Genomic DNA, 22489 nt, shown 5'->3' on the forward strand with positions numbered 1-22489 from the left:
CCTGTCCAGTCCGCGCGAACCTTGCGACGTCCGGACCTACCTTGCGAACGATCGTGCAACGTCCGGACTGACCCTGCGACAGGAGAGACCGCCCGCATGGGTCGATGACCAGTAGCGAAGTACGGTGAGGGCATGGACTTCTACGTGAAGCGCGATGGCGGGATCGGCTATGCCGGCTCCCAGCCCGAACACGACCGGGAGTTGGGGATCTGGTTGAGCTTCGACTTGGGCCGCAATTACTACGGGTGCCTCAACGCCCTGATGTCCATAGCAGACGTCGAATCACTCGAGAAGAACGCCGAGCACTTCGAAGGAGAGGGCTACGATGTGGAGTTCGCTCCCGACAAGGTGACCGTCTCCAATCGGTTCTTGGAAGAACGTTTCACCTCCTATGTGTTCGCGGAGGCGAAGGCGGCGATCGAATCCTTCTGGCGTTTCATCATCACGGTTCCCGACAGCGCGCAGGCGATCCGGGTGTACCGCCCCGACCTCCCTGAGCATCTCGCCGATCTTGTGCTCTGGGAGGAGCAGTGGCGGCGACCGCACCCGTACCGTGGAAGGATCGAGGGCATTCCGACAAAGGGCCCGGCCTGACGAGTCTTCAGGCCCGCGACGCAAACCGATCAAGATCTTCCCCGAAACACGGACTGCACCATTGACGGCGCACCCACACAGCAAGATCACAGCACTCTGGAACGCCAGCGCAACGCACGCCGGGAGTTTCGGAGACATCGGCATGTCCCGCCCTGGCTCTTACCCGTAACATCAGGATCATCTGGACATTCCCGCCGTGTTAGCGAATTCCAGAGCCACCTGAGGGTTCGCAATGCGAGTATCGAAGCGTTACTCCGTGTGAGGAGACGCTGGTGACACACCCTCAGTCCAGGGTGGAGGTATTCGCGGCGATTCGCCGGGATCCTCGTGCAGGGCTGTCGGGTCGGCAGATCGCGATCAAGTACCGAGTCCGGGGTTGAGGAACCTGCGGACAGCCGTTGGCGGTACCCGCGAGTAACTTAACTGGACGCTTCGGCAGGGCCCTCGGCCGGGATGAGCGGGGGCTCCGGCTGGCCGGGCAGCGCGGTTCGGATGGCGCACGGCTCACTCCATCTGCTTCACGGTCTGGGCGGGGGAGCGGTCAGGAGTCCCCCGTCAGCGAGATAATCGCCGCCCACTCCTCGGTGAGCAGCAACCGCTCGGCCCACACCGCCGCGTACCAGCCATTGGGTCGGAACTCCACCGGGTGGACGGAGCGGGTCGGGCCGAGCGTCTCGGCGATCAGCTCCACCGCGTACTGAGCCAGGAACTCCGCCTCCGCACGTCCGGCGGCCTCGCCGATGTCGGACACGCCGTACCAGGAGCGGATCTGCGCCAGGAGCACCTGCGGGTCCTCGGGCGCCGCGACGGACTCGGCCGTCCCCGCCGGTCCGTGCGCTCGGTAGAGGTCCCGGACCAACTCGAACACCTCCCTGTCGCGCGGCACCGGCCCGTACAGCGCCAGCGATACCACGTGACGGGTGGGCATCATCGCCTCCAGGGCGTCGCTGACCCGTTCGATCTCGGCGGCCAAGTCCTGGGGGCGGGTCATGATCCCAGTGTGGACCCTTACGCTGGGCGCTGTTCGCCGGACCGGATGGAGTTGAGCGCCGATGACATCGGTCGACAAGCACGTGGATCCACACCTGCGGGCCAAGCGCCTCATCGGCATGGCCGAACGCCTCGACGCTCACCAAGTGTCCCGCCTGACCGTGCTGCCGGACTCGCTGCCCGCCGCACCGGAGGCAGCGCTGGCCCTTCCCCGCCTCCACCTACACCTGCGGACCCGGCCCTGGCCGACTTGGCGCGAGGCGGACCTACCGACCCGCGTTCGCATCGCCTGGCTGAGCGCCGAGATCGCCGTCCACCCCGACACCCTGCGCGGCGAACCCGTCGGCGAACTGCTCTACCAGGCCGTCCGCGTGATCGAGACCGCTGACGTGGACGAGCCGGAGAGGCTCGCCCGAGAGCTGATCGACAAGGGCGATGCGGTGTTGCGGGCCGAGGCAGAGCGGATCGCGCGCGATGCCCTGCACGCGGGCTTGCTCGCCCCATCCGAGCCCGGACGCTCCTGGCGGAGCTCTGATCACATTCACCCAGCGTCACCAGAGCCATGCCCTAGATGCACGGGGACGTGGCTCTCGTTTTCACTAACACTCCAGGGCAGTTGATCAGCAAGTGGCTCTCAAACCGACCGACATATGGCTCCCGGTTCCACCTGCATAGCCACCCAAGACGACGTGGACGACAGCGTGCTGTGCCAGCTGCCTGCAGGGCACTTCGGGGCCCACAGCTGGCAGATGCCGAGCAGCATCGCGGGCCGTGTCCCTTCGGCGGCCAACCAGCAAAAGCTGATCGACATGGCAAACGACCCTCACCTGACTGACTGACCTGCAGGCGGGACCACGGGCGTTCCGTGGTCCCGTGCCCTGCTGCGGCCTCACCGGACCGAAATCCGAGAAGGCACCGAACACGCGGGCGACCGATAAGGCCTGCCTTCTACTCGCCGGGCACGCCGTCCATCCCGCGCTCCGGTGAAGGGCCCCCGCCGTCGTCAGGAACGGCGCCCCGGTCGTAGGAGTGATTGCCGGGATGCCCGTCGAACAACAGACACGGCTCGGGATCATCGGCAAGAATGACCGAGGACGGGCAGAGCGCGAGGTCGACCAGCTCCCGCGCGCCGTCGGCCCAGCGGATCCAGGTGTCGTGCTCGCCATACGACTGGGCCAGCGACATGTGCGGGCCCGGGTGGCCGGGCTCCAGCTCGCACGAGTAGGTGGCTTTGCGGGCGTTCACCGCGATCCTGCCAGCCGTCAGGCGGGCCCACTCGGCGTCGGTGAGCATGTTGGAGTGCGGGCACTCGTCGTCGTCGCACGCGCGTCGCAGGCCGACGGTCAAGGCGCTGGCCAGCGATGTCGCGGTGAAGGCGCGTGTGATCGCGTCGCTGACGCGCTCGGCGTCATCGGCGCTCAGGCCGACCACGCCGACTGCGCTGAGCTGGTCGGCCAGCACGTCGATGTGGGTGGCGAAGTGGTGGCAGGCGCCGATCAGCGCGGCCACCGGGTCGACACCGCCGCGGGGCGGGTCGGCTGCCTCGTTCTGGCGTGTCACGACCGTGACGCTACGCCGTGCCTCAGGCACCCGCCCGGGCTTTGCGCCGACTGCCGGGGTCGCACAACGGCCGTGGCCCAGGCGGTGTGGTCGGCTGGCCACGTGGTGGCTGGAGCACCTCCCTATCTGCGATAAAACATCGGCCCACTGTCCGTTCGCATGTCACCGACAGAATCAGTTCCGGAGGAACACAGCGGGCTTACCCTGAAAGCCTGGCTCCCCAGCCGAAGGAGATCCTCGTGGTCGACGGCACCCTTTCCGGAACCGAGTTTGTCGTGATGGAGTTCAACCACAGCAACGGCCGCCTGTCCGTTCACGGCACCTACACCTACAGCGTCCATAACCTGGACGATGCTCTTGCGGACGCCCAGGGTGCCGCCACGGCGGCCTCCGCCAAGAAGAGTCCCGTCACGTACGTGGTGGCGCGGGTCCAGCAAGAAGCGGTGTTCCCGGCGTCATAACGGAAAGCGGGCGGCCACGTCGGACCGATCTAAGACCCGGCCGCCCCATCCTGAGAACTCACATTCTGCAGAACCGGATGCTGGGTGCCGCGCGGCGGCTTCTTCGGCTTGTGGGTCGCATCAGGCAGGTCGAGCCTGAGCGCTTGGAGGCCAGCCATCCGCGCTCGAGTGGACATGCCGATGTCGCCGGTCAGAAGAGTGACCGGCCGACCGGCGAGCGCCTGGAACGCCACCGCCCGGGCGATGATCTCATCATCAGCACGGGGCAGACGGACGTGGCCGGGCGGGTCTGGCCACAGGTCGATCGTAATCGCACCACGGTGCGGGCGACGGCTTCGCCTACAGCGTGAGCAGGCCGTACCAGCGCATCGACTACGTCATGACCTCTCGCGACATCAAACGACCTCGGTGGCCGTCATCGGCACCGAGGCCTCCGATCACTTCCCCATCGTGGTCGACCTCGAACTCCCCCACCCCTCGCTCTGACCTCCGGCGCCCGCCGTCTCCCGCGACGGCGGGCGCGAGAGGTCCGGATCAGATGACGCCGCTCTGCCCGACGCAGCTCGTGACACCGTTCCTACCGGCCAGCTTCACGAAGACCCGATGCGCCATCGGCCGGGTCACCGAGATCGCCCTGCTGCCGGAGTTGCCCGTGATCACGGTCGCCAGGAACTCGGCGTCCGGAAGGCCGCCGCGATCCTGGACGAGGCTGACCTTGACCGTGGTGGGGCCTCCGGAGGCCGTCCAGCGGACACGGCTGAAGTGGTGCCCAAACGACGTGTTGATGTAGGTGACGGTCACCTTCAGCCTGTAGGACCCCTTCGAACAGGTTGCGACGAGGGCCTTGGCTGCCGACGTGGTCACCGACACCGCCGGCGCGGACGCCGAGGCGGACGCGGTCACCGACGCCGACGCGGGCGCGCCCATCATGGCCACGGCCCCCATGGCCCCGACGACGACCGCGGTACGCATGATCTTCATGTGGTCCCTCCGTTGATTCCCGTCGAGGTGAGACCATACGGAGACGCGGTATGGCGGAGGTATGTCCCAATCAGACCACTCGGAGCGCGCTAGTGGGACGCTAGTCAGACGCAGGTTTCGACGACCAGGCAGCCGACGACCAAAGTCCGCACGGCTGCGGCCGAACTGTGTCCAAGGGATCTGTCGCCTGACTCGAACCCTTGATCCATGCTCCTTCTCGGCGGGCACCAGAACCCGCCCCGACAGAAGGAGCATCATGAAGAAGCTGCTCAAGACCGCCGCCATCGGCGCCATCGCGATCGCATCGAGTTTCGCCTTGGCACAGCCGGCAATGGCCAACTCGCTGTCGTGGAACGTCAGCGACGGAGTTCGAGGAGCTCAGAGAGTCCGAGCGGCTTGAACAGGATCTGAAGGACCCCGGGGTGAACACCGACATCAGCTTTGTCCCGCGCGGCCAGACGTGCGACCCGGAGCGGGAAAAGCGGATTCACCTCAAAACACGTGAACTCCTCAATCCCAGCAGGAATGGGTTCAACCTCGACCCGCGCCTCCTCGGTCCTGGGCGGACCCTGCTGGTGGACGTCATCCATGATGGGCGGTCCGGGCTGGGCGTTCTCGGGCGGGCTGATCGAGGGCCCGGTCAAGCCGTGCGTGCTGATCCCGCTGCCGCCCGGCAGCTAACGCTTCGGGTCCAGCACCGGTGGCAGGATTCTCTGGCAGGACTGGTCCTGAGGGCTGTACTCCTGCCGTCAAGAGATCATGTCCTGCCGAGTAGCTCCGGAGATTCCCGGCCATTTACTGCCGGAACTTACAACCGAGAGGCCCGCAAGCCCATAACGCGCAGCGCCGGGGCAAGCCGGCGGCAACGGCGGGACGGACCAACCAGCTCATCCGAGGCATAGACGTGTCAGCTCGCGCACAGGCAGAACGGATGCCCTTCCGGGTCGAGGAAGACCCGGAAGGACCTGCCGGGCTGGTGCGCGTGCTTGGACGCGCCGAGCTCGAGCACCTCGCCCGCCCCGGGAAGGCCTATATACCGGCGATATACCAGACGTCGCTAGCTTCATGGCTCATGAAGTTGACTTCCAAGCGCATCGCCGCGATTGCCGTCGGCGTGGTCGCGGCCGCCACGACCATCACCCTCAATGCGGCACCTGCCGCAGCCCTCACCGTCACGGGCTGCAAGTCCACGCAGACCTTCTCCACGAGCATCACCGGCGCCTCCGCCGAGGGGTATGTCAAGAGGGGATGCACCGTCAAGGGCAGTGGATGGCAGCGCATCGACCAGGACTACATCTGGTTCAGGACGAGGGACACCAAGTGCGACAAGTACGGCCCCAAGATCTGGATCGGCGGCTGGGTGCAGAAGAACGACAACGGTTGCGGCCACTCGAAGACCGGCTATAACTGGACTGCTTCCACCGGCACCGTCTACAAGTACATGTTGCGCACCTGTAACAGCACCAAGTGCCTGAACAGCTCCGGCTACATCACGATCAAGTAGGCAGTAGTGGAAGAGGCTCTACGCCGCCGCCCTGCTATGACTTCGGCCCGGGCCAGACGGCGAGAGCCGGCTCCGCGACCGATCTGAGCTCGGTGACGTCGGCCCCGTCCCTGGCCCACTCGGACATGCCGCGCAGCACAGCCGCGAAGGAGGCGGCCAACGTTGCACGAACGTCCCGAATCCCGTCTCGCGGATTGGGGCGTGTCCTGTGATCTTTGGTGGTGGTTTGGTGTAGATCATTGGTATGGATGAGGAACGTCTGAAGTGCCTCGATCTGACCGATGGGGGCTTTCTGGCAATCCCGGATGAGTACGACGCCACGCTAGGGACATTCCTGCACTTCGGCATCGACACAGATCCTTACAAGTGCCTGGTGGTTCTGTATCACACGGCTCAGATATGGCAGCGTCGATCGCGCCGAGAGGTCATCGTGGGCGACGAAGTGACGGTGGCGCTGACTCCAGAGCACGCGGCCATGGAAGATCATTTCGATCCGTTGCGAAGCAGGAGCATTCCGTTCGCGGAGTTCAGATCCGCGGTGGAGGAGCTGTGGGTGGTCCTCTATCGCGCTTACTGCGATGACCGTCGATGGCCGATTCGGAGCTATCGGCCCGGCTTGGCACCTGCGCAAGGGGATGTCGTGCTGTGGGAGGAAACCTTCGGCCAGAGGCATCCCTACCGCGGGATGATCGAGGGAATTCCCGCTCGCGGCCTGGACTAGCACGCGCCCCGTGATCATGTGACCGGGTCGCGGAGCCAGATGTGGATAGAGGCAACGTCGATGGTTCCCTGGTAGATGCGCTCCCGCTTGTCGTACCGAGTGGCCACGGCGCGATGCTGGCGGAGCTTGTTGACGCAGCGCTCCACGGTGTTGCGCTCCTTGTAGCGATCACGGTCGAAGACTGGTGGCCGTCCGCCCTTGGAACCGAGTTTTTGCCGGTTGGCCTGCTGGTCCTTCCTGATCGGGATGACCGCCTTGATGCCGCGCCGCCGCAGGTAGCGGCGGTTGGCGCGGGACGAGTAGGCCTTATCGGCCATCGCTCGCGCCGGGCGCGTACGCGGCCGCCCGAGCCCTCGGCGCTGGATGCGGATGGATTCCATCAGCGGGATGAACTGCGGGCAGTCGGCGTGCTGGCCCGGCGAGGTGAGCCGGGCGATCGGACGGCAGCGCCGATCGGCGACCAGGTGAATTTTGGTGGATAAGCCGCCTCGCGACCGGCCGAGCGCCTCCCGGCCCGACGTCACCCGTTTGTGATCTTCCGCGGCCCCTTTACAGGGATATCGACGGCCAGCGCATGCTGCGCCCCGGCTGCGTGCTGGTGCGCCCGCACCACGGTGGAGTCCGCGCTGACCGTCCAGTCCTCGCCCTCGGCCTCGTCGCATCCCGCGCGCAACCCATCCAGGATCCGTTCCCACGTGCCATCCAGTGACCAGCGGCGATGCCGGTTGTAAGCCGTCTTCCACTTGCCGTAGCAGGGCGGTAGATCTCTCCACGAGTACCTTCACCGGGCTGTGCGCCGCTTGCCCTCTGTCCATGGCGCACACCACTGGACAGTAGTCCTCGGCGGCGAGCAGGCCGGGGGCGACGGCGGCCTCGTGATGGGATGGCCCGGGTCGGTGTAGTCGTGAGCGTGACAGCGTGCCGCCACCAGCGCGCTCGCGTCGGGCACCTGGCGGGCCACCCGGCGGATCGCGGCGATCAGCTGGGTGATGGTGTCCTGGGTGGCGACCGCATCCAGCAGCACCGCCGAGTACAGCCGTAGGTGTCGGGTTCGCCTTGGCAGGCATAGTGGATTTGCAGCGTCATGTTCTTGGTCCGCGATCTCCGCCCATGCATCGAGCGCAGAGACCACGAGGTTCCCTTGTTGTTCGGTGAGGCTGATCGTGACCTCGTGCCCGGGCGGTGGCCAGGTCTCGAGCCCGGCCGCGTCGCGGGGCCAGTCAGGAAGCGCGTCCCATCCAGTGCGGCGGATGCTCCTGCCCAGCTCGGCCACCTCGGCTGGGTCGCCGTCGGTGGCCTGGGTGTCGATCTCGTTGTCCATGGTGCCGTCGATCATGGCTTGGACGCCTCTTCCGGCCATCCATTGGCCACGCTCGCGGAGGAGTTCGTTCGGCAGGCACTGTCACAGGTCGTGAGGACGAGGCGGTCACGCCAGGACGAGTGCGATGAAGATGAGACAGGCAACGATGTTCACGAGCCAGCCATGCGTGTCGACCCACTCCCGCACCCGTGGCATGGCGAGCTTCGCCCGTCGGTGAAAGGCGAGGACGGCGAGCAGAGGCACGGCGGCGATCAGGACCGTGGCTGCGACGAAGGGCGCCGTCGCCGCGAGGGTCTCGTGGGCCTGCGCCAGCCTGGCGCCCACGGTGGCCATCACCATGATGTCGGAGGGCATGAGCAGGATCACCAGCAGCCCGGTCGTGAAGGCCTTGCGGGGTCCGGCTGACATGAGCGCGGCCAGCCATGACGGCGGCTCGGCGGTCGCCCGGGTGACGTAGTTCCTGATCGCGAGCAGGGCCAGCAGAGTGACGAATCCGATCTGGAGGATCGTGCCCAGCGATCCGGGCTCGGAGGGCCGGCCGAGTTCCACCTTTCCGGCCAGCAACGCGAAGACGGCCCAAGCGATCGCCACGCCGGCCGTGGCGGCGACGGCCACGCCGGTGAGGAAGGCCAGCGACACCCGCACAGGCCGCTCGCTCGTCGCCAGGACGATGGCGGACATGATCTGAGGTCCCATCATCATCGTGATGGCGAGCGGCAGTATCGTGAGGTCCATGCCGGGGAGATACCCCCTGGGACGTGGTGCCGGACCCGTGGCCGAAGGCGTTATGATCAAACAACACGCCTGCGACGAGGAACGATGTCGAGCATCAAAGAGGTCGCCCGGCTGGCCGGGGTCTCCGTGGGCACCGTGAGCAACGTGCTCAACCGGCCCGAGATGGTGGCCGCCGACACCCGGCTGCGGGTGCGGGCGGCGATCGCCCGGCTCGGCTACGTCCGCAACGGCTCGGCCCGCCAGCTACGGGCCGGGCGCAGCCGCACGATCGGCGTGGTCGCGCTCGACCTCGCCAACCCGTTCTTCATCGATGTGCTGCGCGGCGTCGAGACGGCCGCGCAGCACGAGGGCCTCACCGTGATGGTCTTCAACAGCAACAAGGACGCCGATCGCGAGGCCGGGCTGCTGGAGACGTTCGAGGAGCAGCGCCCGCTGGGCGTCCTGATCACCCCGGTCAACGACCCCGGCGAGGAGGAGCGGCTGGGCCGGCTCGTCTCCCGTGGCATCCCGGTGGTGCGTTTCGACAGCTCCGCGCCGCACCACAACGGCTGTGCCGTCGCCGTGGACGACCTGCTCGGCGGCCGGCTGGCCGGGCGGCACCTGCTGGAGCGGGGGCACCGCCACATCGCCTTCGCCGGCGGGCCGTTCACCGTACGCCAGGTGCGGCAGCGGCACGACGGCCTGTCCGCCGTGCTCGGCCGGGCCGGGAAGCTGACCGTCATCCCCTTGCCCGACCTCACCGTCGCCACCGGCCGCGCGGCCGGCGAGGAGATCGCCACCCTGCCGGCCGCCGACCGGCCCACGGCGGTCTTCTGCGCCAACGACCTGGTCGCCATCGGAGTGCTGCAGGAGATGACCCAGCGCGGCCTGCGGGTCCCGGCCGATCTGGCCATCCTGGGCTACGACGACATCGACTTCGCCGCCGCGGCCGCCGTTCCGCTCTCCTCCATCCGGCAGCCGCGCGAGGAGCTCGGCCACACCGCCGCGCTGATGCTGCTGGAGGAGGCCAACGAGCCGGAAGACCACGAGCACCGCCAGGTGATCTACCAGCCCGACCTGATCGCGCGAGCCTCCACCGGCTAGCGGCCGGCCTCCCAGCCGTGGGTCTTCATGAGCCAGGCCGCCACCCGGGCGAACCGCTCGCCGTCGAGCACCGCGCCCTCCCGCCGGATGTCGTCCTCGTCCAGCACGAAGACCCGGTCCATCCGTACGTACGACACCCGGTCGTCCCGGCCCCAGGCGCCGAGCTCCAGCCAGTCGGGCCCTTCGTCGCCCTTGCTGGACAGCATCAGGCCCAGCAGCCTGCGCCCCGTCCTGCCCACGATCAGCAGCGGCCGGTCCTTGCCGCGTGCCGGGTCCTCCTCGTACGGCACCCAGGCCCAGACGATCTCGCCGGGGTCGGCCAGACCGTCGAGGTCGGGGGAGTACGCCAGAGTGGCGGGGCCGCTGAGGGAGTGGATCTCGCGTACCGCACCCCGGGCGGGCCGGGGGTCCTCACCTAGATCGCGCATTGGGGGAGCCTACCGCGCCAGGTCTCGCACCGAGGCGCTGGTGGAGTCAGAGAACCTCGAAGAACGCCCTGATGTCGGAGGCCAGCGCTTCGGGGGCCTGCAGGGCGGCGTAGTGGCCGCCGGTCGGGAACTCCGACCAGTGGACCACGTTGTGCGCCCGCTCGGCGTACCGCCTGACCGTGCTGTCCCCCGGGAACACGGCCACGCCCGTCGGGGTCTTCCCCGGCGCGTCCGGCACCTCCCAGTCGCCGCCGCTCTCCCGGTAGATGCGGGCAGCTGACCCGGCCGTGCCGGTGAGCCAGAAAAGGGTGACATCGGTGAGGATGTCGTCGGCGGGCACCCCGCCCACGTCCCGCCCCCATGAGGCGAACGCGTCGAGCGTCCAGCCCAGCAGCCCGGCGGGGGAGTCCGCCAGCGCGTACGCGAGCGTCTGCGGCCTGGTGCCCTGGATGGCCGCGTACCCGGAGAACTCCCGCCGCCACCGCTCGACGCCGCGCGCCCGCTCCACCTCCGCCTCCGTCAGCCCCGACATGTCGTCGGTGACGAACGCGGTGAGGGCGTTCACGTGCACGCCCACCACCCGTTCTGGAGCCAGCCGGGCGACGGCGGGCGAGACCAGGGCGCCGAAGTCGCCGCCGTGCGCGCCGTACCGGGAGTAGCCGAGCCGCGACATCAGCTCCACCCAGGCGGCGGCGACGCGCCGCACGCCCCAGCCCGGCTCCGTGGTCGGGCCCGAGAACGCGAACCCGGGGATGGACGGGATCACCAGATGGAAGTCGCGGCTGAGCGGCCCGGCGACGCGCGAGAAGTCCGCGAACGTGCTGGGCCATCCGTGCGTCAGCAGCAGCGGCAGCGCGTCCGCCCGGGCCGAGCGCACGTGCGCGAAGTGCACCCGCTGGCCGTCGATCACGGTGGTGTACTGCGGGAACGCGTTGAGCCGGGCCTCGTGCGCGCGCCACGAGTAGCCGTCGAGCCAGTGGCCGGCCAGCTCGCGCACCGCCTCGGGCGGCACGCCGTACGACCAGCCGACCCCGTCCAGGGCATCCGGCCAGCGGGTGCGCTCCAGCCGCTCGCGCAGGTCGTCGAGCCGGTCCTGGGATATGTCGATGACGAATTCGTCCATGTCCCCGACGCTAGACGCCAATGCGGCCAGAATCGGGCCACAATGGTGACCGTGTTGAACACGTCGGCGAGACTGCTGCGCCTGCTGTCGCTTCTCCAGGCCAGGCGCGACTGGTCCAGCGCCGATCTGGCGGAGCGGCTCGGCGTCGCCCCGAGGACGGTGCGCCGCGACGTCGACCGGCTGCGCAGCCTCGGCTACCCGGTCGTTTCGACGCCCGGCGTCGCCGGCGGCTACCGGCTGGGCGCGGGCGCCGAGCTGCCGCCGCTGCTGCTCGACGACGAGGAGGCCGTCGCGGTCGCGGTCGGCCTGCGCACCGCCGCGAACGGCACCGTGACCGGCATCGAGGAGGCCTCCCTGCGCGCGCTGGCCAAGCTCGAGCAGGTCCTGCCCGCCCGCCTGCGCGACCGCGTCAACACGCTGCAGCGCCACACCGTACGGATCAACCGCGAGGGACCCACCGTCGACGCCGACGTGCTCACCCGCGTCGCCGCCGCCTGCCGCGACCGCGAGCAGCTCCGCTTCGACTACACCGGCCACCAGGGCGACAGCGCGCTCAGGAGGGTGGAGCCGCACAGCCTCGTCACCAAGGGCAACCGCTGGTACCTGGTCGGCTGGGACGCCGATCGCCGCGACTGGCGCACGTACCGTGCCGACCGGATGCGCCTGCGGACCCCGAACGGCCCGCGCTTCACCCCGCGCGAGCCGCCCGAGCCCGACGTGGCCGCCTGGGTGCAGCACCGGCTGGCGCACCAGATGTGGCCCTTCGAGGCCCGCTTCCTCGTGCACGCCCCCGCCGAGCGGCTCGCGGACAGGACGTCGGGCACGGTCGAGCCGGTGGACGACCGGACGTGCCTGCTCACCCTGCGCGGGGACGACCTGCGGCTGATGGCCGTGGCGGTCGCGTTCCTGGACGTGGAGGTCGAGGTGCTGGAGCCGGTGGAGCTGAAGGAACAGCTGCGCGCTCTCGGTGAACGGCTGCTCTCCTCTAGAATCTGATTCTGTGTCAGCGTTCTTCACGCAGAAGCAGGGCGAGCTGGTGCCCGCGCCGCACGCCCGCGGCCCCTGGTCCTCCGACATGCTCCACGGCCGCCTGCTCGGCGGGCTGGCCGCGCGGGCCATCGAGACGCGGTACGCCCAGCCGGGGCTGCACTTCGCCCGGCTGACGGTCGATCTGTTCCGCAGCAGCCCGATGATGCCGGTCACGGTGGAGACCTCGATGATCAGGTCCGGACGCCGGATCCTGGTGGCCGACGCGATCATCTCCACCGAGCAGGGGGTGATCGGGCGGGCCGGCGCGGTGCTGCTGCGGCAGGGCGAGCAGCCGGGCGGCGAGCAGACGTTCGTCACGCCCGCGTGGGATTCGCCCCCGCCCGACGCGCCGCCGCCGGTGGACGGGCGCGTCGCGTGGTCCCCGCCGTTCGACCTGTGGCGGGTGACGGAGTGGGGCGAGCCGGGTCCCGGGCGGGTGTGGGTGCGGGAGACGCATCCGCTGGTGGACGAGGAGCCTCTGACCCCGTTCGTCCGTGCGGCGCTGGCCGCCGACTTCGCCAGCCCGCTGAGCAACGCGGGGGTGGAGGGGCTGCAGTTCATCAACGCCGACTACACCCTCACGCTCGCCCGGCTCCCGGCCGATGAGCTGATCGGGGTCGAGACCACCGGCCACCTGAGCGCCGACGGCGTGGCGACCGGGCAGGTCACCATGCACGACACGACCGGACCGTTCGGGTTCTGCGTGGTCACGGCGCTGGCCAACCCGGTCGCCATCGGCGGCCGCCGGTCCTGACGGGATTGTCGTACCCGTGGCGTAGCGTTCGGCGGGTGCGTTCAGCTGTTCGTCTCGCCGCCGGTGACGGGTTCCGTCTCGACGCGGTGACCTGCGTCGACGACCATCGCGGGTGGTCGGCGCCCGAGGTCGGCTCCCGGCACGGCCTGGTGCTGGTGCGTCGCGGCATGTTCCGGCGCATGGCGGACGGCCGGGCCGCCGTGCTCGACCCGACGATGGCATACCTCTCGGTGCCCGGCGAGGAGGAGCACTTCGCCCATCCGGCCGGCGGCGACGTGTGCACCTCGGTGTCCCTGTCGCCTCGGCTGTGGCACAAGCTCGCCGGTGAGGGCCCGCTCCCGGCCCGTCCCACCCTCTACGTGGACGCCCGCCTGGACCTCGCCCACCGGCGCTTTCTCGTGGCGGCGCGCGGCGGCGACCCGGCCTTCGAGCTGGCCGAGTCCCTGCTCTCCCTCATCGGCGCCGCCCTCGGGCAGCTGACGCCCGCCCCCTCCGGCGGGGGAGCGTCGAGAGCGGCCACCGCTGCTGCCACCGGTACGGGCAGCACCGAGGTGAGCGCCCGTACCGGCAGATTCTCCGGAGGACGTGTCATCAAGGGGAGATCCGGCCGGGGGAGCGGGGGATCGCCGGGTGCCGTCGTCAGGACCAGCGCGGCGATCGCCGACGCCGCTCGCGAGGCCATCGGGGCCGATCACCCCGCGGCCGGCGGGCTGCTGTCGCTGGCCGAGCTCCTGGCCGTCTCGCCGTACCAGCTCAGCCGGGCGTTCACCCGGGAGCTCGGCGTCTCCCTGACCCACTACCGCAACCGCGTGCGCGTGGGGCGGGCGCTCGACCGGCTGGAGGACGGGGAGACGAGCCTGGCCGGCCTGGCCGCCGATCTGGGCTTCGCCGACCAGGCCCACCTGACCCGTACGATCCGCCGCCACGCCGGCCAGACCCCTACGGCCCTGCGCCGCCTGCTCGCCGCCCGAGATTCCTGATGTCTCAGCCTTCCATGACGCAGAAGGGGTGACCTTCGGGATCGATGAGCACGGTCCAGTCGGCGCCGCCCGGCTGGACGTCGGGCACGGTGGCGCCGAGCCCGGCAAGCTCCTTCTTGGCGGCCTCGACGTCGGGGACCTTGAACTCGAGGTGCACGTGCTTCCCGCCGTTCGGCCAGCCGGGCCCCTGATAGCCGTCGACCCGCTGGAACGAGATCGACACCGGGCCGCCTTCGAGCCCGACGAAGTCGTCATCGCCCGAGCCGACCTGCAGCCCGGTGGCCTTGGCGTAGAAGGCCGCCAGCGCGGCGGGGTCGGCGCAGTCGATGACGATGGAGGTAAGAGTCGCTGTCATGCACCCAGCCTGGCGGCGACGGGACGGCCCGGTCTTGAACATCCTTGCACCGCCACCGGGGATGCCTGAGCGCCGAGGGCTGCGGCCTCACGCCCGGAACGTGCGCCGGTAGGCGTCCGGCGGCACGCCGACCGTGCGGTGGAAATGGCGGCGCAGTGTCGTCGCCGTGCCCATGCCCGCGGCCGAGGCGATGGCGTCGACGCTGTCGTCCGTGGTCTCCAGCAGCTCCTGCGCGCGGCGGATCCGCTGCGTCAGCAGCCACTGCAGCGGGGTGGTGCCGGTTGCCGAGCGGAAGTGGCGGGCCAGGTGGCGCGAGCTCATGTTCGCCTGGCGGGCCAGGTCCTCCACGGTGAGCGGCTGGTCCAGCCGCCGCATCACCCAGGTGAGCAGCTCGGCCAGGGGATGGTCGTCCTGGGCCGGCACCGGTGTGGAGACGAACTGGGCCTGGCCGCCCGCCCGGTGGGGCGGCACGACCAGGCGGCGGGCGACCACGTTGGCGATCGCCGAGCCGTGGTCGCGGCGGACCAGGTGCAGGCACAGGTCCATCGCCGCGGCCTTGCCCGCGGACGTGAGCACGCTGCCGTTGTCCACGTAGAGCACGTCCGGGTCGACCTCCACCCGGGGATAGCGCGCGGCCAGCGCCTCGGTGTGGGCCCAGTGCGTGGTCGCGCGCAGCCCGTCCAGCAGGCCGGCGGCGGCGAGCACGAACACGCCCGTGCACAGGGAGACCACCCGCGCGCCCGACTCGTGGGCCGCGCGTACCGCCTGGACCAGATCGGCCGGCGGGTCCTCGTCGACGTCCGCCAGGGCGGGGACGATCACGGTGCCGGCGTGCGCCAGCCAGTCGAGCCCGCAGTCCGGTTCCAGCAGGAACCGGCCGACCCGGACGGCGTGCGTGCCGCACACCCGGACGTCGTACCAGGGGCTCGGCACGGCGTCCGGGGCGGAGCCGAAGACCTCGTAGGCCAGGGCCAGCTCGAAGTGGAGCATTCCGTCGGTGGCGGCGACCGCGAGGGAGCGCGGGACAGACATCATGTCGGAAATTGTACGGGTCATGTCGTTCCAGACACTGGGCATCGATGCGCCAACCGGCCAGGATTTCCGCAGTGAATCACTTCGAGCACGTGGGAGCGGGCATGGGAGCGGGCATGGGATCGGGTCGGGACGTGGCGGTGTACGGCGCTTACGGGCACACCGGGCGGTTCGTGGTGGCGGAGTTGCGCGAGCGCGGATACGTCCCGTTGCTCGTCGGTCGTGACCGGGGCAAGCTGCTGGCGCTGGTGGAGGCGTACCCCGGGCTTGAGGGGCGGCAGGCGTCGGTCGACGACCCGGCCTCGCTGGACCGCGCGCTGAACGGCGCGGCCGCTGTGATCAACTGTGCCGGCCCTTTCGCCTCGACCGCCGCCCCGCTGGTCGAGGCGGCGCTGCGCGCCGGCATCCCGTACGTGGACGTGGCAGCCGAGATCGAGGCGAACGTCGACACGTTCGCGCACTTCGCGGAGCGCGCCCGCGCCGCGGGCACCGTGGTGGTCCCGGCGATGGCCTTCTACGGCGGCCTCGGCGACCTGCTGGTCACCACCGCGATGGGCGACTGGACCGCGGCGGACGAGGCGCACATCGCCTATGGCCTGAGCAGTTGGCACCCCACCGGCGGAACGCGCGCTTCGGGCGTCGTCTCGGGGCAGCGGCGGAACGGCCGCCGGGTCCGCTTCACCGGCGGGCGGCTGGAGTACCACGATGACGCTCTGCCGACCCTGGAGTGGCCCTTCCCGGCACCGCTCGGCCCCCAGAGCGTCATCGGTGAGTTCACCATGGCCGACGTCGTCACCGTTCCCAGCCACCTGGCCGTCGCGGAGGTGCGTACGTACATGACGGCCAGGGCGGCCGCGGACCTGTCCGCTCCTGACACCTCGGCGCCGGCCGCCGTCGACGAGCGCGGCCGCTCCGCGCAGACCTTCGTCGTCGACGTCCTCGTCCGCTCCGGCGGCTCGGAGCGCCGCGTGAGCGCCGCCGGTCAGGACATCTATGCCATCAGCGCGCCGCTCGCGGTGGAGGCCGTGGACCGCATCCTCACCGGCCGGACCAGGACCACCGGCGTCGCCTCCGCGGGCGCGATCTTCGACGCCCCGGACTTCCTCCGCGCCCTGTCCCCGCACCTGTCGCTGCACGTCCCGCTCGACACACGCGGCTGACGCGGGGCCTCGCATGCGGGGCCGCTCCCGAGGGCTGTGTGTCCGCCGGCCTCCCGGAGCCGCCCCGCTCGTGTGGTCCAGGCCCCACCGGGCACGAACGGGCGGGGACCGCTGAGGCATAGCGGGTACCGGCCTGTCGAGGCAGGCCGAAGGTCTCTGGGAGGGGGCCGGTCAGGCGGGAAGGCTGAGGGTGTGAAGCGTCTCTGGCCGATGGTCTTCCTGGGGTTCACGGTGGCCGCCCTGTCCGTTGGGGGCGTCCTGAGCCTGGTCGGGCTGCCCGGTTGGGGCGATGTGGTGCTCGCGGCGGGGACGATCGTGGCCGTCGGGCCGGCCGCCTGGTGGGTGGTCTCGGCGTTGCGCGCGGGCCGTCTGGGGGTGGACGCGATCGCGGTGCTCGCCCTGGTGGGGACGCTGGCCGTACAGGAGTATCTGGCGGGTGCGCTGATCGCGGTGATGCTGGCCGGCGGGCGGGCGCTGGAGGAGTACGCGATGCGCCGGGCGCGGCGTGATCTGACCGCGCTGTACGAGCGGGCACCGCGCCGGGCGCACCGGTATGAACGCGATGGCCCGCGTCGAGTGGACGTCTGCGAAGTGTCGCGAGGAGACCTGCTGCTGGTCCCGGCCGGTGACATGGTGCCGGTCGACGGCGTGGTCGTCAGGTGCGCAGCGCTGCTGGACGAGTCCGCCCTCACAGGTGAGGCGCTGCCGGTGGAGTATCCGGTGGGGGAGAGCGTGCGCAGCGGCGTCGTGAACGCGGGCCCGGCCTTCGACCTGCGGGCCACCAGCACGGCCGAGGAGAGCACCTACGCCGGCGTGGTCAGGCTGGCCCGGGAGACCGAGGCGGACAGCGCTCCGGTGGTGCGTCTGGCCGACCGGTTCGCCGCCTGGTTCCTGCCCGCGACGCTGGCGCTGGCCGGGTTGGCGTGGGCGCTGTCGGGCGAGGCGGTACGGGCGGTCGCGGTGCTGGTGGTGGCGACCCCGTGCCCGCTGCTGCTGGCCGCGCCCGCCGCGATCGCCTCCGGGCTGTCGCGTACGGCACGCCGAGGTGTAGTCGTCAAGGGCGGAGGCGCGCTGGAGACGCTGGGCCGCGCCCGCACGCTCGTCCTGGACAAGACGGGGACGCTCACCCAGGGACGCCCCGAGGTCGTCGACATCGTCGCCGCGGACGGTTTCTGCGTACGTGAGGTGCTGGGCCTGGCCGCCGCGGTCGATCGGATGTCCTCCCATGTCCTGGCCGCCGCCATCGCCCGGGCCGCGGACGAGCGCGGTGGGGAGCCGTTCACTGCCGAACGGGTGCACGAGGAGGCCGGATCAGGCACGACGGGAACCGTCGACGGGCGGCTGGTGCACGTGGGAAAGGCACCGAAAGGGCTGAACTCGGCCTGGATGGCCGCACAGCGGGCCAGGGCGGCGCTCGACAGCGCGATGACCGTCTGGGTGAGCGTGGACGGAGACGTCGCCGGAGTGATCCTCCTTCGCGACGCGGTGCGCGCGGACGCTCCTCGTACGTTGCGCAGGCTCCGCTCCGCGGGCATCGAACGCGTGGTGATGCTCACCGGCGACCGGGCCGAGGTCGCCGAGAGCGTGGCCACCGTGCTCGGCGTCGATCACGTGCTCGCTGAGCGGACACCCGGGCAGAAGGTGGCGGCAGTGCGCGAGGAGGCCGCACGCGCACCGACCGTGATGGTCGGCGACGGCATCAACGACGCACCGGCCCTGGCCGCCGCCCAGGTCGGGGTGGCCATGGGCGCGCACGGGTCGGCGGCCTCCACTCAGGCGGCCGACGTGGTGCTGACCACCGACCGGCTCGACCGGCTGGCCGATGCCATGGACGTGGCCCGCCGTGCCCGGCGCATCGCGGTGCAGAGCGCGGGGGTCGGCATGGGACTGTCGCTGGTCGCGATGTTCGTGGCGGCTCTGGGCGGCCTTCCGCCGGCCGCCGGCGCGCTTCTGCAGGAGGGCATCGATGTCGCGGTGATCCTCAACGCGCTGCGCGCCCTGCGCCCGGCGAGAGGAACCCGCCTGCACGTGGACGCCCCCACCGATGCCCTGCTGCACCGCTTCGATCGCGAGCATGCCGCGCTGCGTCCCGCGCTGGACCTGCTCCGCGAGGCCGCCGACGCACTCGATCGGCCCGCGTCGACCACGCTGCCCCTGCTGCGGCACGTCCACGACGTGCTGACCGGTGAGATCCTGCCGCACGAGCAGGCCGAGGAGCAGCGCCTGTACCCGGCGCTGAGCAGGCTGCTCGGCGACCCCGAGGCGACCGTGACCATGAGCAGGGCACACGCCGAGATCACCAGGCTCGCGGCCAGATTGGCTCGGCACGTCGAACTCGCTGGAGGGGACGGGCCCAAGCCGGAACAGATCGACGATCTCCGGGCGTGCCTGTATGGGCTGCACGCCGTCCTGACCCTGCACTTCGCGCAAGAAGAGGAGGCCTACTTCTCGCTGGCCGGCCGAGCCGAGTGAAGAATGCGTTGACGGGTTCATCGCCGAGACCGGGCTGATCGCTACTCCGCCGTGACGCCGCCGTTCCATGGCCCCGGAGTGACGCGGTGCGCGCGGGAAGCAGCTGCGCGAGCTGGTCGTGTCCCGCCTGGCGTGCTGGCACTCCGACCTACGCGAGCTGATCGTCCGGACACCTGCGGACACCATCGAGCAGTTCGCCTTCGCCGCCGCGGCGCGGGTGAAACGCCCCTGAGCCGCGCTGTCTTCTCAGACTGAGATGGGGGTGATTGCGGGGGCCTCGGCGCTTGTCACGGGCGAAATGCGCCGGTGCGTAGCCGGCCGATCCCGGCGTGGGTGACCTCGCGCATGCGGATGAGCAGGGGCCGAGTTCGTTCGCCGCGCTTACACGCTCGACTGACACGCCGGCCCGCACGCGAAGGCGGTGAGGCCCTCGTATTCGCCTTGGCGTGCTTGGCCGGTCACCTCGTATTCCAGGAGCAGCAGGCCGTTTGGCGTGGCTTCGTGGCGGAGCAGGTGGAGGCCGGACGGGGCGCCCGCGCCGGTCAGCAGCCGCCGGCCGGTCCGGAGGACGGCGGGGGCGACCGCGAGGCGGATCATGTCGATCAGGCCCGCCGACAGCAGGGAGTCGCCGAGGCGGGCGCTGCCGTGGATCTGGAGTTCCCGGCCTGGCTGTGCCTTGAGTTCGGTGACCGCATGGACCGGGTCGCCCTTGAGGACGGTCGTGGGGTGCCAGGTTCCTTCGGTGAGGGTGTTCGTCGCGACGTATTTCGGCAGGGTGTTCATGCGCTCGGTGAACGGGTCGGCCGGGTCGGTGATCTTCGGCCAGTCGCGTGCGAACGCCTCGTAGGTCCGCCGTCCGAGCAGCAGGCCGTCGGCGAGGTCGAGCCATTCGGAGGCGCGCTGGACGAAAGTCCGGTCCATGTGGGGGACGAGCCAGCCGCCACGGGTGAATCCGTCGCTGGTGTCCTCTCCCGGCGAGCCGGGGCCCTGACTGACCCCGTCGAGCGTGACGAACTCGGTGAGAGTGATCTTCATTGCCTGCCTTCGGTGCGTGCGGCCAGCTGGGCGGTGACCGTCCCCCAGCCGTCGGCGAAGCCGAGCTTCTCGTGATGAGCGCGGGCCTCCGGGTCGCCGTGCCGGACGACAATCCGGTAGTCCGTGCCGTCCGGGTGATCGTTCAACGTGATCGTGGCGGTCATCGCGACCGGGGCGGGGCTCGCGGGACGCCACGTGCTGTCGATCGCGTTGGTGAACACGATCCGCTCAAGCTCGTCCACGGCGAGAAAGCACGCGTCCAGGTGCGGGACGAACTCGGCCCCGTCGTCGCTCAGCCGGGTCACGAACGCCCCGCCGGGCCGCAGGTCCAGGCGGTCCACCCGGCAGCGGGACGGAGCCGGGACCCACCACTGCTCAAGCCGGGACGGGTCCGTCCAGGCTCTCCATACGGTCGCGCGCGGGGCGTGGATGATCCGCTCCAGAGCAAGGTCGAGATCGGGATTCACTGCCTGTTCTCCTCTGGGTCGGTGACGAACTGTTCGAGGCGGTCGGTGCGCTCGTTCCAGATGCGGCGCTGCTCGGCGAGCCAATCGTCGACCAAGGCGAGCCGCTCGCGATTGAGCACGCAGGTGCGCACCCGGCCGGACTTGACCGTGCGGATGAGCCCGTTCGATTCGAGCGTCCGCACATGCTTCATGAACGAGGGGAGGGTCATCGGGAACTCGCGGGCGAGGTCGCCGACGCTCGTGGGCCCGTGGCCGAGGCGCCGGACGACGGCGCGCCGGGTCGGGTCGGCGAGGGCGACGAAGACCCCGTCGAGCTGCGCCGGATACTGTGCCATGCGGCTAAGTATGGTGGCCCCGAACGGTTAGCGCAAAGGCTAAGTATTGAGCCCGCGCGGGCGATCACAAACCGTCACCGACAGTTACTCATTCCCTCATCATTGCAGCCTGGCTGCACCTCAGATACGGCGAGTCTGCGCTCACCAGCGCTGCTTGCAGCCTAGGCTCCAAGCGCGGCCCGGACTCGGGTGGCAGATCACCCGGCCTTGGTCGCACGGGCCGCCCCGCCGCTCCACAGGACGGTCACTGCGGGAGAGATGAATGGAGTGGTTGGTCTCCCTGCTCGGAGCCGCGCTCATCATGGCCGCCCTACGAGACCTGTTCCACACGCTCTGGCACCCGACCCGCCATGGAGGCCTGAGCCGGCTCGTCATGGCGGCGTTGTGGAAACTGGCCCGGCATCTCCGAGCGCGCAGGCGGGTGGTGGGGCTCGTCGGTCCCCTCGCCATGGTGACGGTGGTCGGCATGTGGGCCGTCACCATCATCCTGGGCTGGGCCATCGTCTACTGGCCCCACATGCCGGAGGCGTTCGTCTTCGCACCCGGTTCCGGACTGTCGCAGGAGCCGGAACTGCTCGACTCCCTCTACCTGTCGCTCGTCATGGTCGCCACCCTCGGGCTCGGGGACATCGTGCCTGCCGCAGGCTGGCTCCGCCTGGTCTCGCCCCTGGAAGCTCTCATGGGCTTCGTCCTCCTGACGGCCACCGTCTCCTGGGTGCTGGAGATCTATCCGACGCTGACCCGCCGACGGGTGCTCGCGATCCGGCTGGCGCTGCTGCACCGCTCGGACCCGTCGGTGCGGCAGCTCGACTGCGCTGCAGGTGCGTCATTGCTGGAAAGCCTGGCCACCGAGGTGGCACATGTCCGCATCGACTTCACCCAGTACGCCGAGGCCTACTACTTCCATGACGGTGATGACCACTCGTCCCTGGCGGCCACGATCGGCTATGCCGCTCACCTCGCCCAGCTCGGGCAGGCAGCCCGACGGGCAGAGGTGCGCCTGACGGCCACCCTGCTCGCTGGGGCGTTGGAGGACCTCGCCACCATCCTTGACCAGCGTTTCCTCCACACGGCTGGAACCCCCGCGGAGGTGTTCGCCGCGTACGCGGCCGACCACGGTCGCGCCCGCACCGAGGCCTGAGCGCCCTGCCTGTCCATCCGGCTTGCCTTCGGGGCCCCGCGAGGTGGCCATCAAGGGGGCGAACGTTGCTTTTCAGAGGCTCCGGCTTGAGCTCGTGCTCCCCTTGGCACTCGCATGTGAGCGAAGGCATGGGAGAGTCATCGTGCCTGGTCGGGGGCCGGGTGCGTGCGCGCTACATGTGGAGGCGGGGCCGGGCGCCGTCGTGAAGTGCGCCGACGGTGCCCAGCT

The 22489-nt window shown here is 70.0% G+C and carries 28 protein-coding genes and 2 pseudogenes; 14 read left to right on the forward strand and 16 right to left on the reverse strand.

Annotated elements, in window-relative coordinates; genetic code table 11:
• Window positions 1-132: 132 nt before the first annotated feature.
• Window positions 133-594 (forward strand): hypothetical protein, encoded by a 462-nt coding sequence (locus tag ABD830_RS50015; RefSeq protein WP_344993094.1) that lies wholly within the window; start codon window positions 133-135, stop codon window positions 592-594.
• A gap of 541 nt (window positions 595-1135) precedes the next feature.
• Here the strand turns inward: ABD830_RS50015 and ABD830_RS50020 are convergent.
• Window positions 1136-1585 carry a hypothetical protein gene (locus tag ABD830_RS50020; protein WP_305917685.1) on the reverse strand — a complete coding sequence of 150 codons (450 nt, stop codon included), beginning with the start codon at window positions 1583-1585 and terminating at the stop codon, window positions 1136-1138.
• A gap of 61 nt (window positions 1586-1646) precedes the next feature.
• Here ABD830_RS50020 and ABD830_RS50025 point away from each other — a divergent pair, with 61 nt between their 5' ends.
• Window positions 1647-2204, forward strand: coding sequence for a hypothetical protein (locus ABD830_RS50025; protein WP_344993100.1), 558 nt, complete (start codon window positions 1647-1649; stop codon window positions 2202-2204).
• A gap of 69 nt (window positions 2205-2273) precedes the next feature.
• Entirely contained in the window at window positions 2274-2423 is a 150-nt protein-coding gene (locus tag ABD830_RS50030; RefSeq protein WP_344993103.1) for a hypothetical protein, read from the forward strand.
• A gap of 109 nt (window positions 2424-2532) precedes the next feature.
• Here ABD830_RS50030 and ABD830_RS50035 read toward each other — a convergent pair whose 3' ends face one another.
• A complete protein-coding gene (locus ABD830_RS50035; protein WP_344993106.1) occupies window positions 2533-3144 on the reverse strand; it encodes a hypothetical protein in 612 nt (203 codons plus the stop codon).
• A gap of 239 nt (window positions 3145-3383) precedes the next feature.
• Here ABD830_RS50035 and ABD830_RS50040 point away from each other — a divergent pair, with 239 nt between their 5' ends.
• Window positions 3384-3605, forward strand: coding sequence for a hypothetical protein (locus tag ABD830_RS50040; protein ID WP_344993108.1), 222 nt, complete (start codon window positions 3384-3386; stop codon window positions 3603-3605).
• 29 nt (window positions 3606-3634) lie between these two features.
• Here the strand turns inward: ABD830_RS50040 and ABD830_RS54535 are convergent, their stop codons facing one another.
• Window positions 3635-3916, reverse strand: coding sequence for a PIN domain-containing protein (locus ABD830_RS54535; RefSeq protein WP_378521134.1), 282 nt, complete (start codon window positions 3914-3916; stop codon window positions 3635-3637).
• A gap of 223 nt (window positions 3917-4139) precedes the next feature.
• Entirely contained in the window at window positions 4140-4586 is a 447-nt protein-coding gene (locus ABD830_RS50045; protein ID WP_344993110.1) for a hypothetical protein, read from the reverse strand.
• A 256-nt stretch (window positions 4587-4842) separates the two neighbouring features.
• Between ABD830_RS50045 and ABD830_RS50050 the strand changes: the two genes are divergently transcribed.
• Window positions 4843-4986 carry a hypothetical protein gene (locus ABD830_RS50050; protein ID WP_344993112.1) on the forward strand — a complete coding sequence of 48 codons (144 nt, stop codon included), beginning with the start codon at window positions 4843-4845 and terminating at the stop codon, window positions 4984-4986.
• 507 nt (window positions 4987-5493) lie between these two features.
• Here ABD830_RS50050 and ABD830_RS50055 read toward each other — a convergent pair.
• On the reverse strand, window positions 5494-5595 hold the full coding sequence (locus ABD830_RS50055) for a VOC family protein (RefSeq protein WP_344993115.1): 102 nt from the start codon (window positions 5593-5595) through the stop codon (window positions 5494-5496).
• A gap of 63 nt (window positions 5596-5658) precedes the next feature.
• Between ABD830_RS50055 and ABD830_RS50060 the strand changes: the two genes are divergently transcribed.
• A complete protein-coding gene (locus tag ABD830_RS50060; RefSeq protein WP_345002676.1) occupies window positions 5659-6090 on the forward strand; it encodes a hypothetical protein in 432 nt (143 codons plus the stop codon).
• 244 nt (window positions 6091-6334) lie between these two features.
• Window positions 6335-6811 (forward strand): hypothetical protein, encoded by a 477-nt coding sequence (locus ABD830_RS50065; RefSeq protein WP_345002677.1) that lies wholly within the window; start codon window positions 6335-6337, stop codon window positions 6809-6811.
• Window positions 6812-6825: 14 nt separating this feature from the next.
• On the opposite strand, the gene ABD830_RS50070 is transcribed toward ABD830_RS50065, so the two are convergent.
• The 4 genes and pseudogenes from ABD830_RS50070 to ABD830_RS50080 form a co-directional block, all read right to left on the reverse strand.
• Window positions 6826-7449 (reverse strand): IS5 family transposase, encoded by a 624-nt coding sequence (locus ABD830_RS50070; RefSeq protein WP_378521135.1) that lies wholly within the window; start codon window positions 7447-7449, stop codon window positions 6826-6828.
• A pseudogene (locus ABD830_RS54540) lies at window positions 7332-7574 on the reverse strand (hypothetical protein); the annotation flags it as partial. The pseudogene ABD830_RS54540 and the gene ABD830_RS50070, both read right to left, overlap by 118 nt.
• A gap of 117 nt (window positions 7575-7691) precedes the next feature.
• Window positions 7692-7847, reverse strand: a pseudogene (locus tag ABD830_RS54545) (IS5/IS1182 family transposase); the annotation flags it as partial.
• Window positions 7848-8237: 390 nt separating this feature from the next.
• A complete protein-coding gene (locus ABD830_RS50080) occupies window positions 8238-8867 on the reverse strand; it encodes a GAP family protein (RefSeq protein ID WP_345002679.1) in 630 nt (209 codons plus the stop codon).
• 84 nt (window positions 8868-8951) lie between these two features.
• On the opposite strand from ABD830_RS50080, the gene ABD830_RS50085 reads away from it, so the two are divergent.
• Window positions 8952-9950, forward strand: coding sequence for a LacI family DNA-binding transcriptional regulator (locus tag ABD830_RS50085; RefSeq protein ID WP_345002680.1), 999 nt, complete (start codon window positions 8952-8954; stop codon window positions 9948-9950).
• Here ABD830_RS50085 and ABD830_RS50090 read toward each other — a convergent pair.
• Both ABD830_RS50090 and ABD830_RS50095 read right to left on the reverse strand, forming a co-directional pair.
• Entirely contained in the window at window positions 9947-10378 is a 432-nt protein-coding gene (locus tag ABD830_RS50090) for a type II toxin-antitoxin system PemK/MazF family toxin (protein WP_345002681.1), read from the reverse strand. The genes ABD830_RS50085 and ABD830_RS50090 overlap by 4 nt on opposite strands.
• 46 nt (window positions 10379-10424) lie before the next feature.
• Complete coding sequence (locus ABD830_RS50095) at window positions 10425-11501, reverse strand: epoxide hydrolase family protein (RefSeq protein ID WP_345002682.1); 1077 nt, start codon at window positions 11499-11501, stop codon at window positions 10425-10427.
• A 51-nt stretch (window positions 11502-11552) separates the two neighbouring features.
• On the opposite strand from ABD830_RS50095, the gene ABD830_RS50100 reads away from it, so the two are divergent.
• From ABD830_RS50100 to ABD830_RS50110, 3 genes are read left to right on the forward strand one after another with little or no spacing between them, the layout of a single operon-like run.
• On the forward strand, window positions 11553-12497 hold the full coding sequence (locus ABD830_RS50100; protein ID WP_345002683.1) for a helix-turn-helix transcriptional regulator: 945 nt from the start codon (window positions 11553-11555) through the stop codon (window positions 12495-12497).
• A gap of 4 nt (window positions 12498-12501) precedes the next feature.
• Complete coding sequence (locus tag ABD830_RS50105) at window positions 12502-13284, forward strand: acyl-CoA thioesterase domain-containing protein (RefSeq protein WP_345002684.1); 783 nt, start codon at window positions 12502-12504, stop codon at window positions 13282-13284.
• A gap of 35 nt (window positions 13285-13319) precedes the next feature.
• The gene (locus tag ABD830_RS50110) at window positions 13320-14264 is read left to right on the forward strand and encodes a helix-turn-helix domain-containing protein (protein WP_345002685.1); all 945 of its coding nucleotides are present in this window, start codon (window positions 13320-13322) and stop codon (window positions 14262-14264) included.
• A gap of 4 nt (window positions 14265-14268) precedes the next feature.
• On the opposite strand, the gene ABD830_RS50115 is transcribed toward ABD830_RS50110, so the two are convergent.
• Together ABD830_RS50115 and ABD830_RS50120 are read right to left on the reverse strand one after the other, a co-directional pair.
• Window positions 14269-14619, reverse strand: a complete 351-nt coding sequence (locus ABD830_RS50115) for a VOC family protein (RefSeq protein ID WP_345002686.1) — start codon at window positions 14617-14619, stop codon at window positions 14269-14271.
• Between the two features lie 87 nt (window positions 14620-14706).
• The gene (locus tag ABD830_RS50120) at window positions 14707-15654 is read right to left on the reverse strand and encodes a helix-turn-helix domain-containing protein (RefSeq protein ID WP_345002687.1); all 948 of its coding nucleotides are present in this window, start codon (window positions 15652-15654) and stop codon (window positions 14707-14709) included.
• A 71-nt stretch (window positions 15655-15725) separates the two neighbouring features.
• On the opposite strand from ABD830_RS50120, the gene ABD830_RS50125 reads away from it, so the two are divergent.
• Together ABD830_RS50125 and ABD830_RS50130 are read left to right on the forward strand one after the other, a co-directional pair.
• Complete coding sequence (locus ABD830_RS50125) at window positions 15726-16811, forward strand: saccharopine dehydrogenase family protein (RefSeq protein WP_345002688.1); 1086 nt, start codon at window positions 15726-15728, stop codon at window positions 16809-16811.
• A 192-nt stretch (window positions 16812-17003) separates the two neighbouring features.
• Window positions 17004-19283, forward strand: coding sequence for a heavy metal translocating P-type ATPase (locus tag ABD830_RS50130; RefSeq protein ID WP_345002689.1), 2280 nt, complete (start codon window positions 17004-17006; stop codon window positions 19281-19283).
• A 381-nt stretch (window positions 19284-19664) separates the two neighbouring features.
• Here the strand turns inward: ABD830_RS50130 and ABD830_RS50135 are convergent, their stop codons facing one another.
• The 3 genes from ABD830_RS50135 to ABD830_RS50145 are packed head-to-tail and all read right to left on the reverse strand — an operon-like array spanning window position 19665 to window position 21120.
• Window positions 19665-20318 (reverse strand): dihydrofolate reductase family protein, encoded by a 654-nt coding sequence (locus tag ABD830_RS50135; RefSeq protein WP_345002690.1) that lies wholly within the window; start codon window positions 20316-20318, stop codon window positions 19665-19667.
• On the reverse strand, window positions 20315-20785 hold the full coding sequence (locus tag ABD830_RS50140; protein ID WP_344998904.1) for an SRPBCC domain-containing protein: 471 nt from the start codon (window positions 20783-20785) through the stop codon (window positions 20315-20317). Before ABD830_RS50140 ends, ABD830_RS50135 begins: the two co-directional genes overlap by 4 nt.
• Window positions 20782-21120 carry an ArsR/SmtB family transcription factor gene (locus ABD830_RS50145; protein ID WP_345002691.1) on the reverse strand — a complete coding sequence of 113 codons (339 nt, stop codon included), beginning with the start codon at window positions 21118-21120 and terminating at the stop codon, window positions 20782-20784. Before ABD830_RS50145 ends, ABD830_RS50140 begins: the two co-directional genes overlap by 4 nt.
• Before the next feature lie 262 nt (window positions 21121-21382).
• Here ABD830_RS50145 and ABD830_RS50150 point away from each other — a divergent pair, with 262 nt between their 5' ends.
• Window positions 21383-22261, forward strand: coding sequence for a potassium channel family protein (locus ABD830_RS50150; RefSeq protein WP_345002692.1), 879 nt, complete (start codon window positions 21383-21385; stop codon window positions 22259-22261).
• Window positions 22262-22489 lie beyond the last annotated feature (228 nt).

It is taken from the genome of Nonomuraea helvata (genome assembly GCF_039535785.1).
Classification (GTDB): Bacteria; Actinomycetota; Actinomycetes; order Streptosporangiales; family Streptosporangiaceae; genus Nonomuraea; species Nonomuraea helvata.

Coding starts and splice junctions, on each gene's coding strand:
- ABD830_RS50145 (WP_345002691.1), bottom strand. CDS start 21,120: ATGGCACAGTATCCGGCGCAGCTCGACGGGGTCTTCGTCGCCCTCGCC.
- ABD830_RS50115 (WP_345002686.1), bottom strand. CDS start 14,619: ATGACAGCGACTCTTACCTCCATCGTCATCGACTGCGCCGACCCCGCC.
- ABD830_RS50120 (WP_345002687.1), bottom strand. CDS start 15,654: ATGATGTCTGTCCCGCGCTCCCTCGCGGTCGCCGCCACCGACGGAATG.
- ABD830_RS50045 (WP_344993110.1), bottom strand. CDS start 4,586: ATGAAGATCATGCGTACCGCGGTCGTCGTCGGGGCCATGGGGGCCGTG.
- ABD830_RS50060 (WP_345002676.1), top strand. CDS start 5,659: ATGAAGTTGACTTCCAAGCGCATCGCCGCGATTGCCGTCGGCGTGGTC.
- ABD830_RS50090 (WP_345002681.1), bottom strand. CDS start 10,378: ATGCGCGATCTAGGTGAGGACCCCCGGCCCGCCCGGGGTGCGGTACGC.
- ABD830_RS50020 (WP_305917685.1), bottom strand. CDS start 1,585: ATGACCCGCCCCCAGGACTTGGCCGCCGAGATCGAACGGGTCAGCGAC.
- ABD830_RS50050 (WP_344993112.1), top strand. CDS start 4,843: ATGAAGAAGCTGCTCAAGACCGCCGCCATCGGCGCCATCGCGATCGCA.
- ABD830_RS50135 (WP_345002690.1), bottom strand. CDS start 20,318: ATGAAGATCACTCTCACCGAGTTCGTCACGCTCGACGGGGTCAGTCAG.
- ABD830_RS50025 (WP_344993100.1), top strand. CDS start 1,647: ATGACATCGGTCGACAAGCACGTGGATCCACACCTGCGGGCCAAGCGC.
- ABD830_RS50015 (WP_344993094.1), top strand. CDS start 133: ATGGACTTCTACGTGAAGCGCGATGGCGGGATCGGCTATGCCGGCTCC.
- ABD830_RS50150 (WP_345002692.1), top strand. CDS start 21,383: ATGGAGTGGTTGGTCTCCCTGCTCGGAGCCGCGCTCATCATGGCCGCC.
- ABD830_RS50065 (WP_345002677.1), top strand. CDS start 6,335: ATGGATGAGGAACGTCTGAAGTGCCTCGATCTGACCGATGGGGGCTTT.
- ABD830_RS50095 (WP_345002682.1), bottom strand. CDS start 11,501: ATGGACGAATTCGTCATCGACATATCCCAGGACCGGCTCGACGACCTG.
- ABD830_RS50080 (WP_345002679.1), bottom strand. CDS start 8,867: ATGGACCTCACGATACTGCCGCTCGCCATCACGATGATGATGGGACCT.
- ABD830_RS50085 (WP_345002680.1), top strand. CDS start 8,952: ATGTCGAGCATCAAAGAGGTCGCCCGGCTGGCCGGGGTCTCCGTGGGC.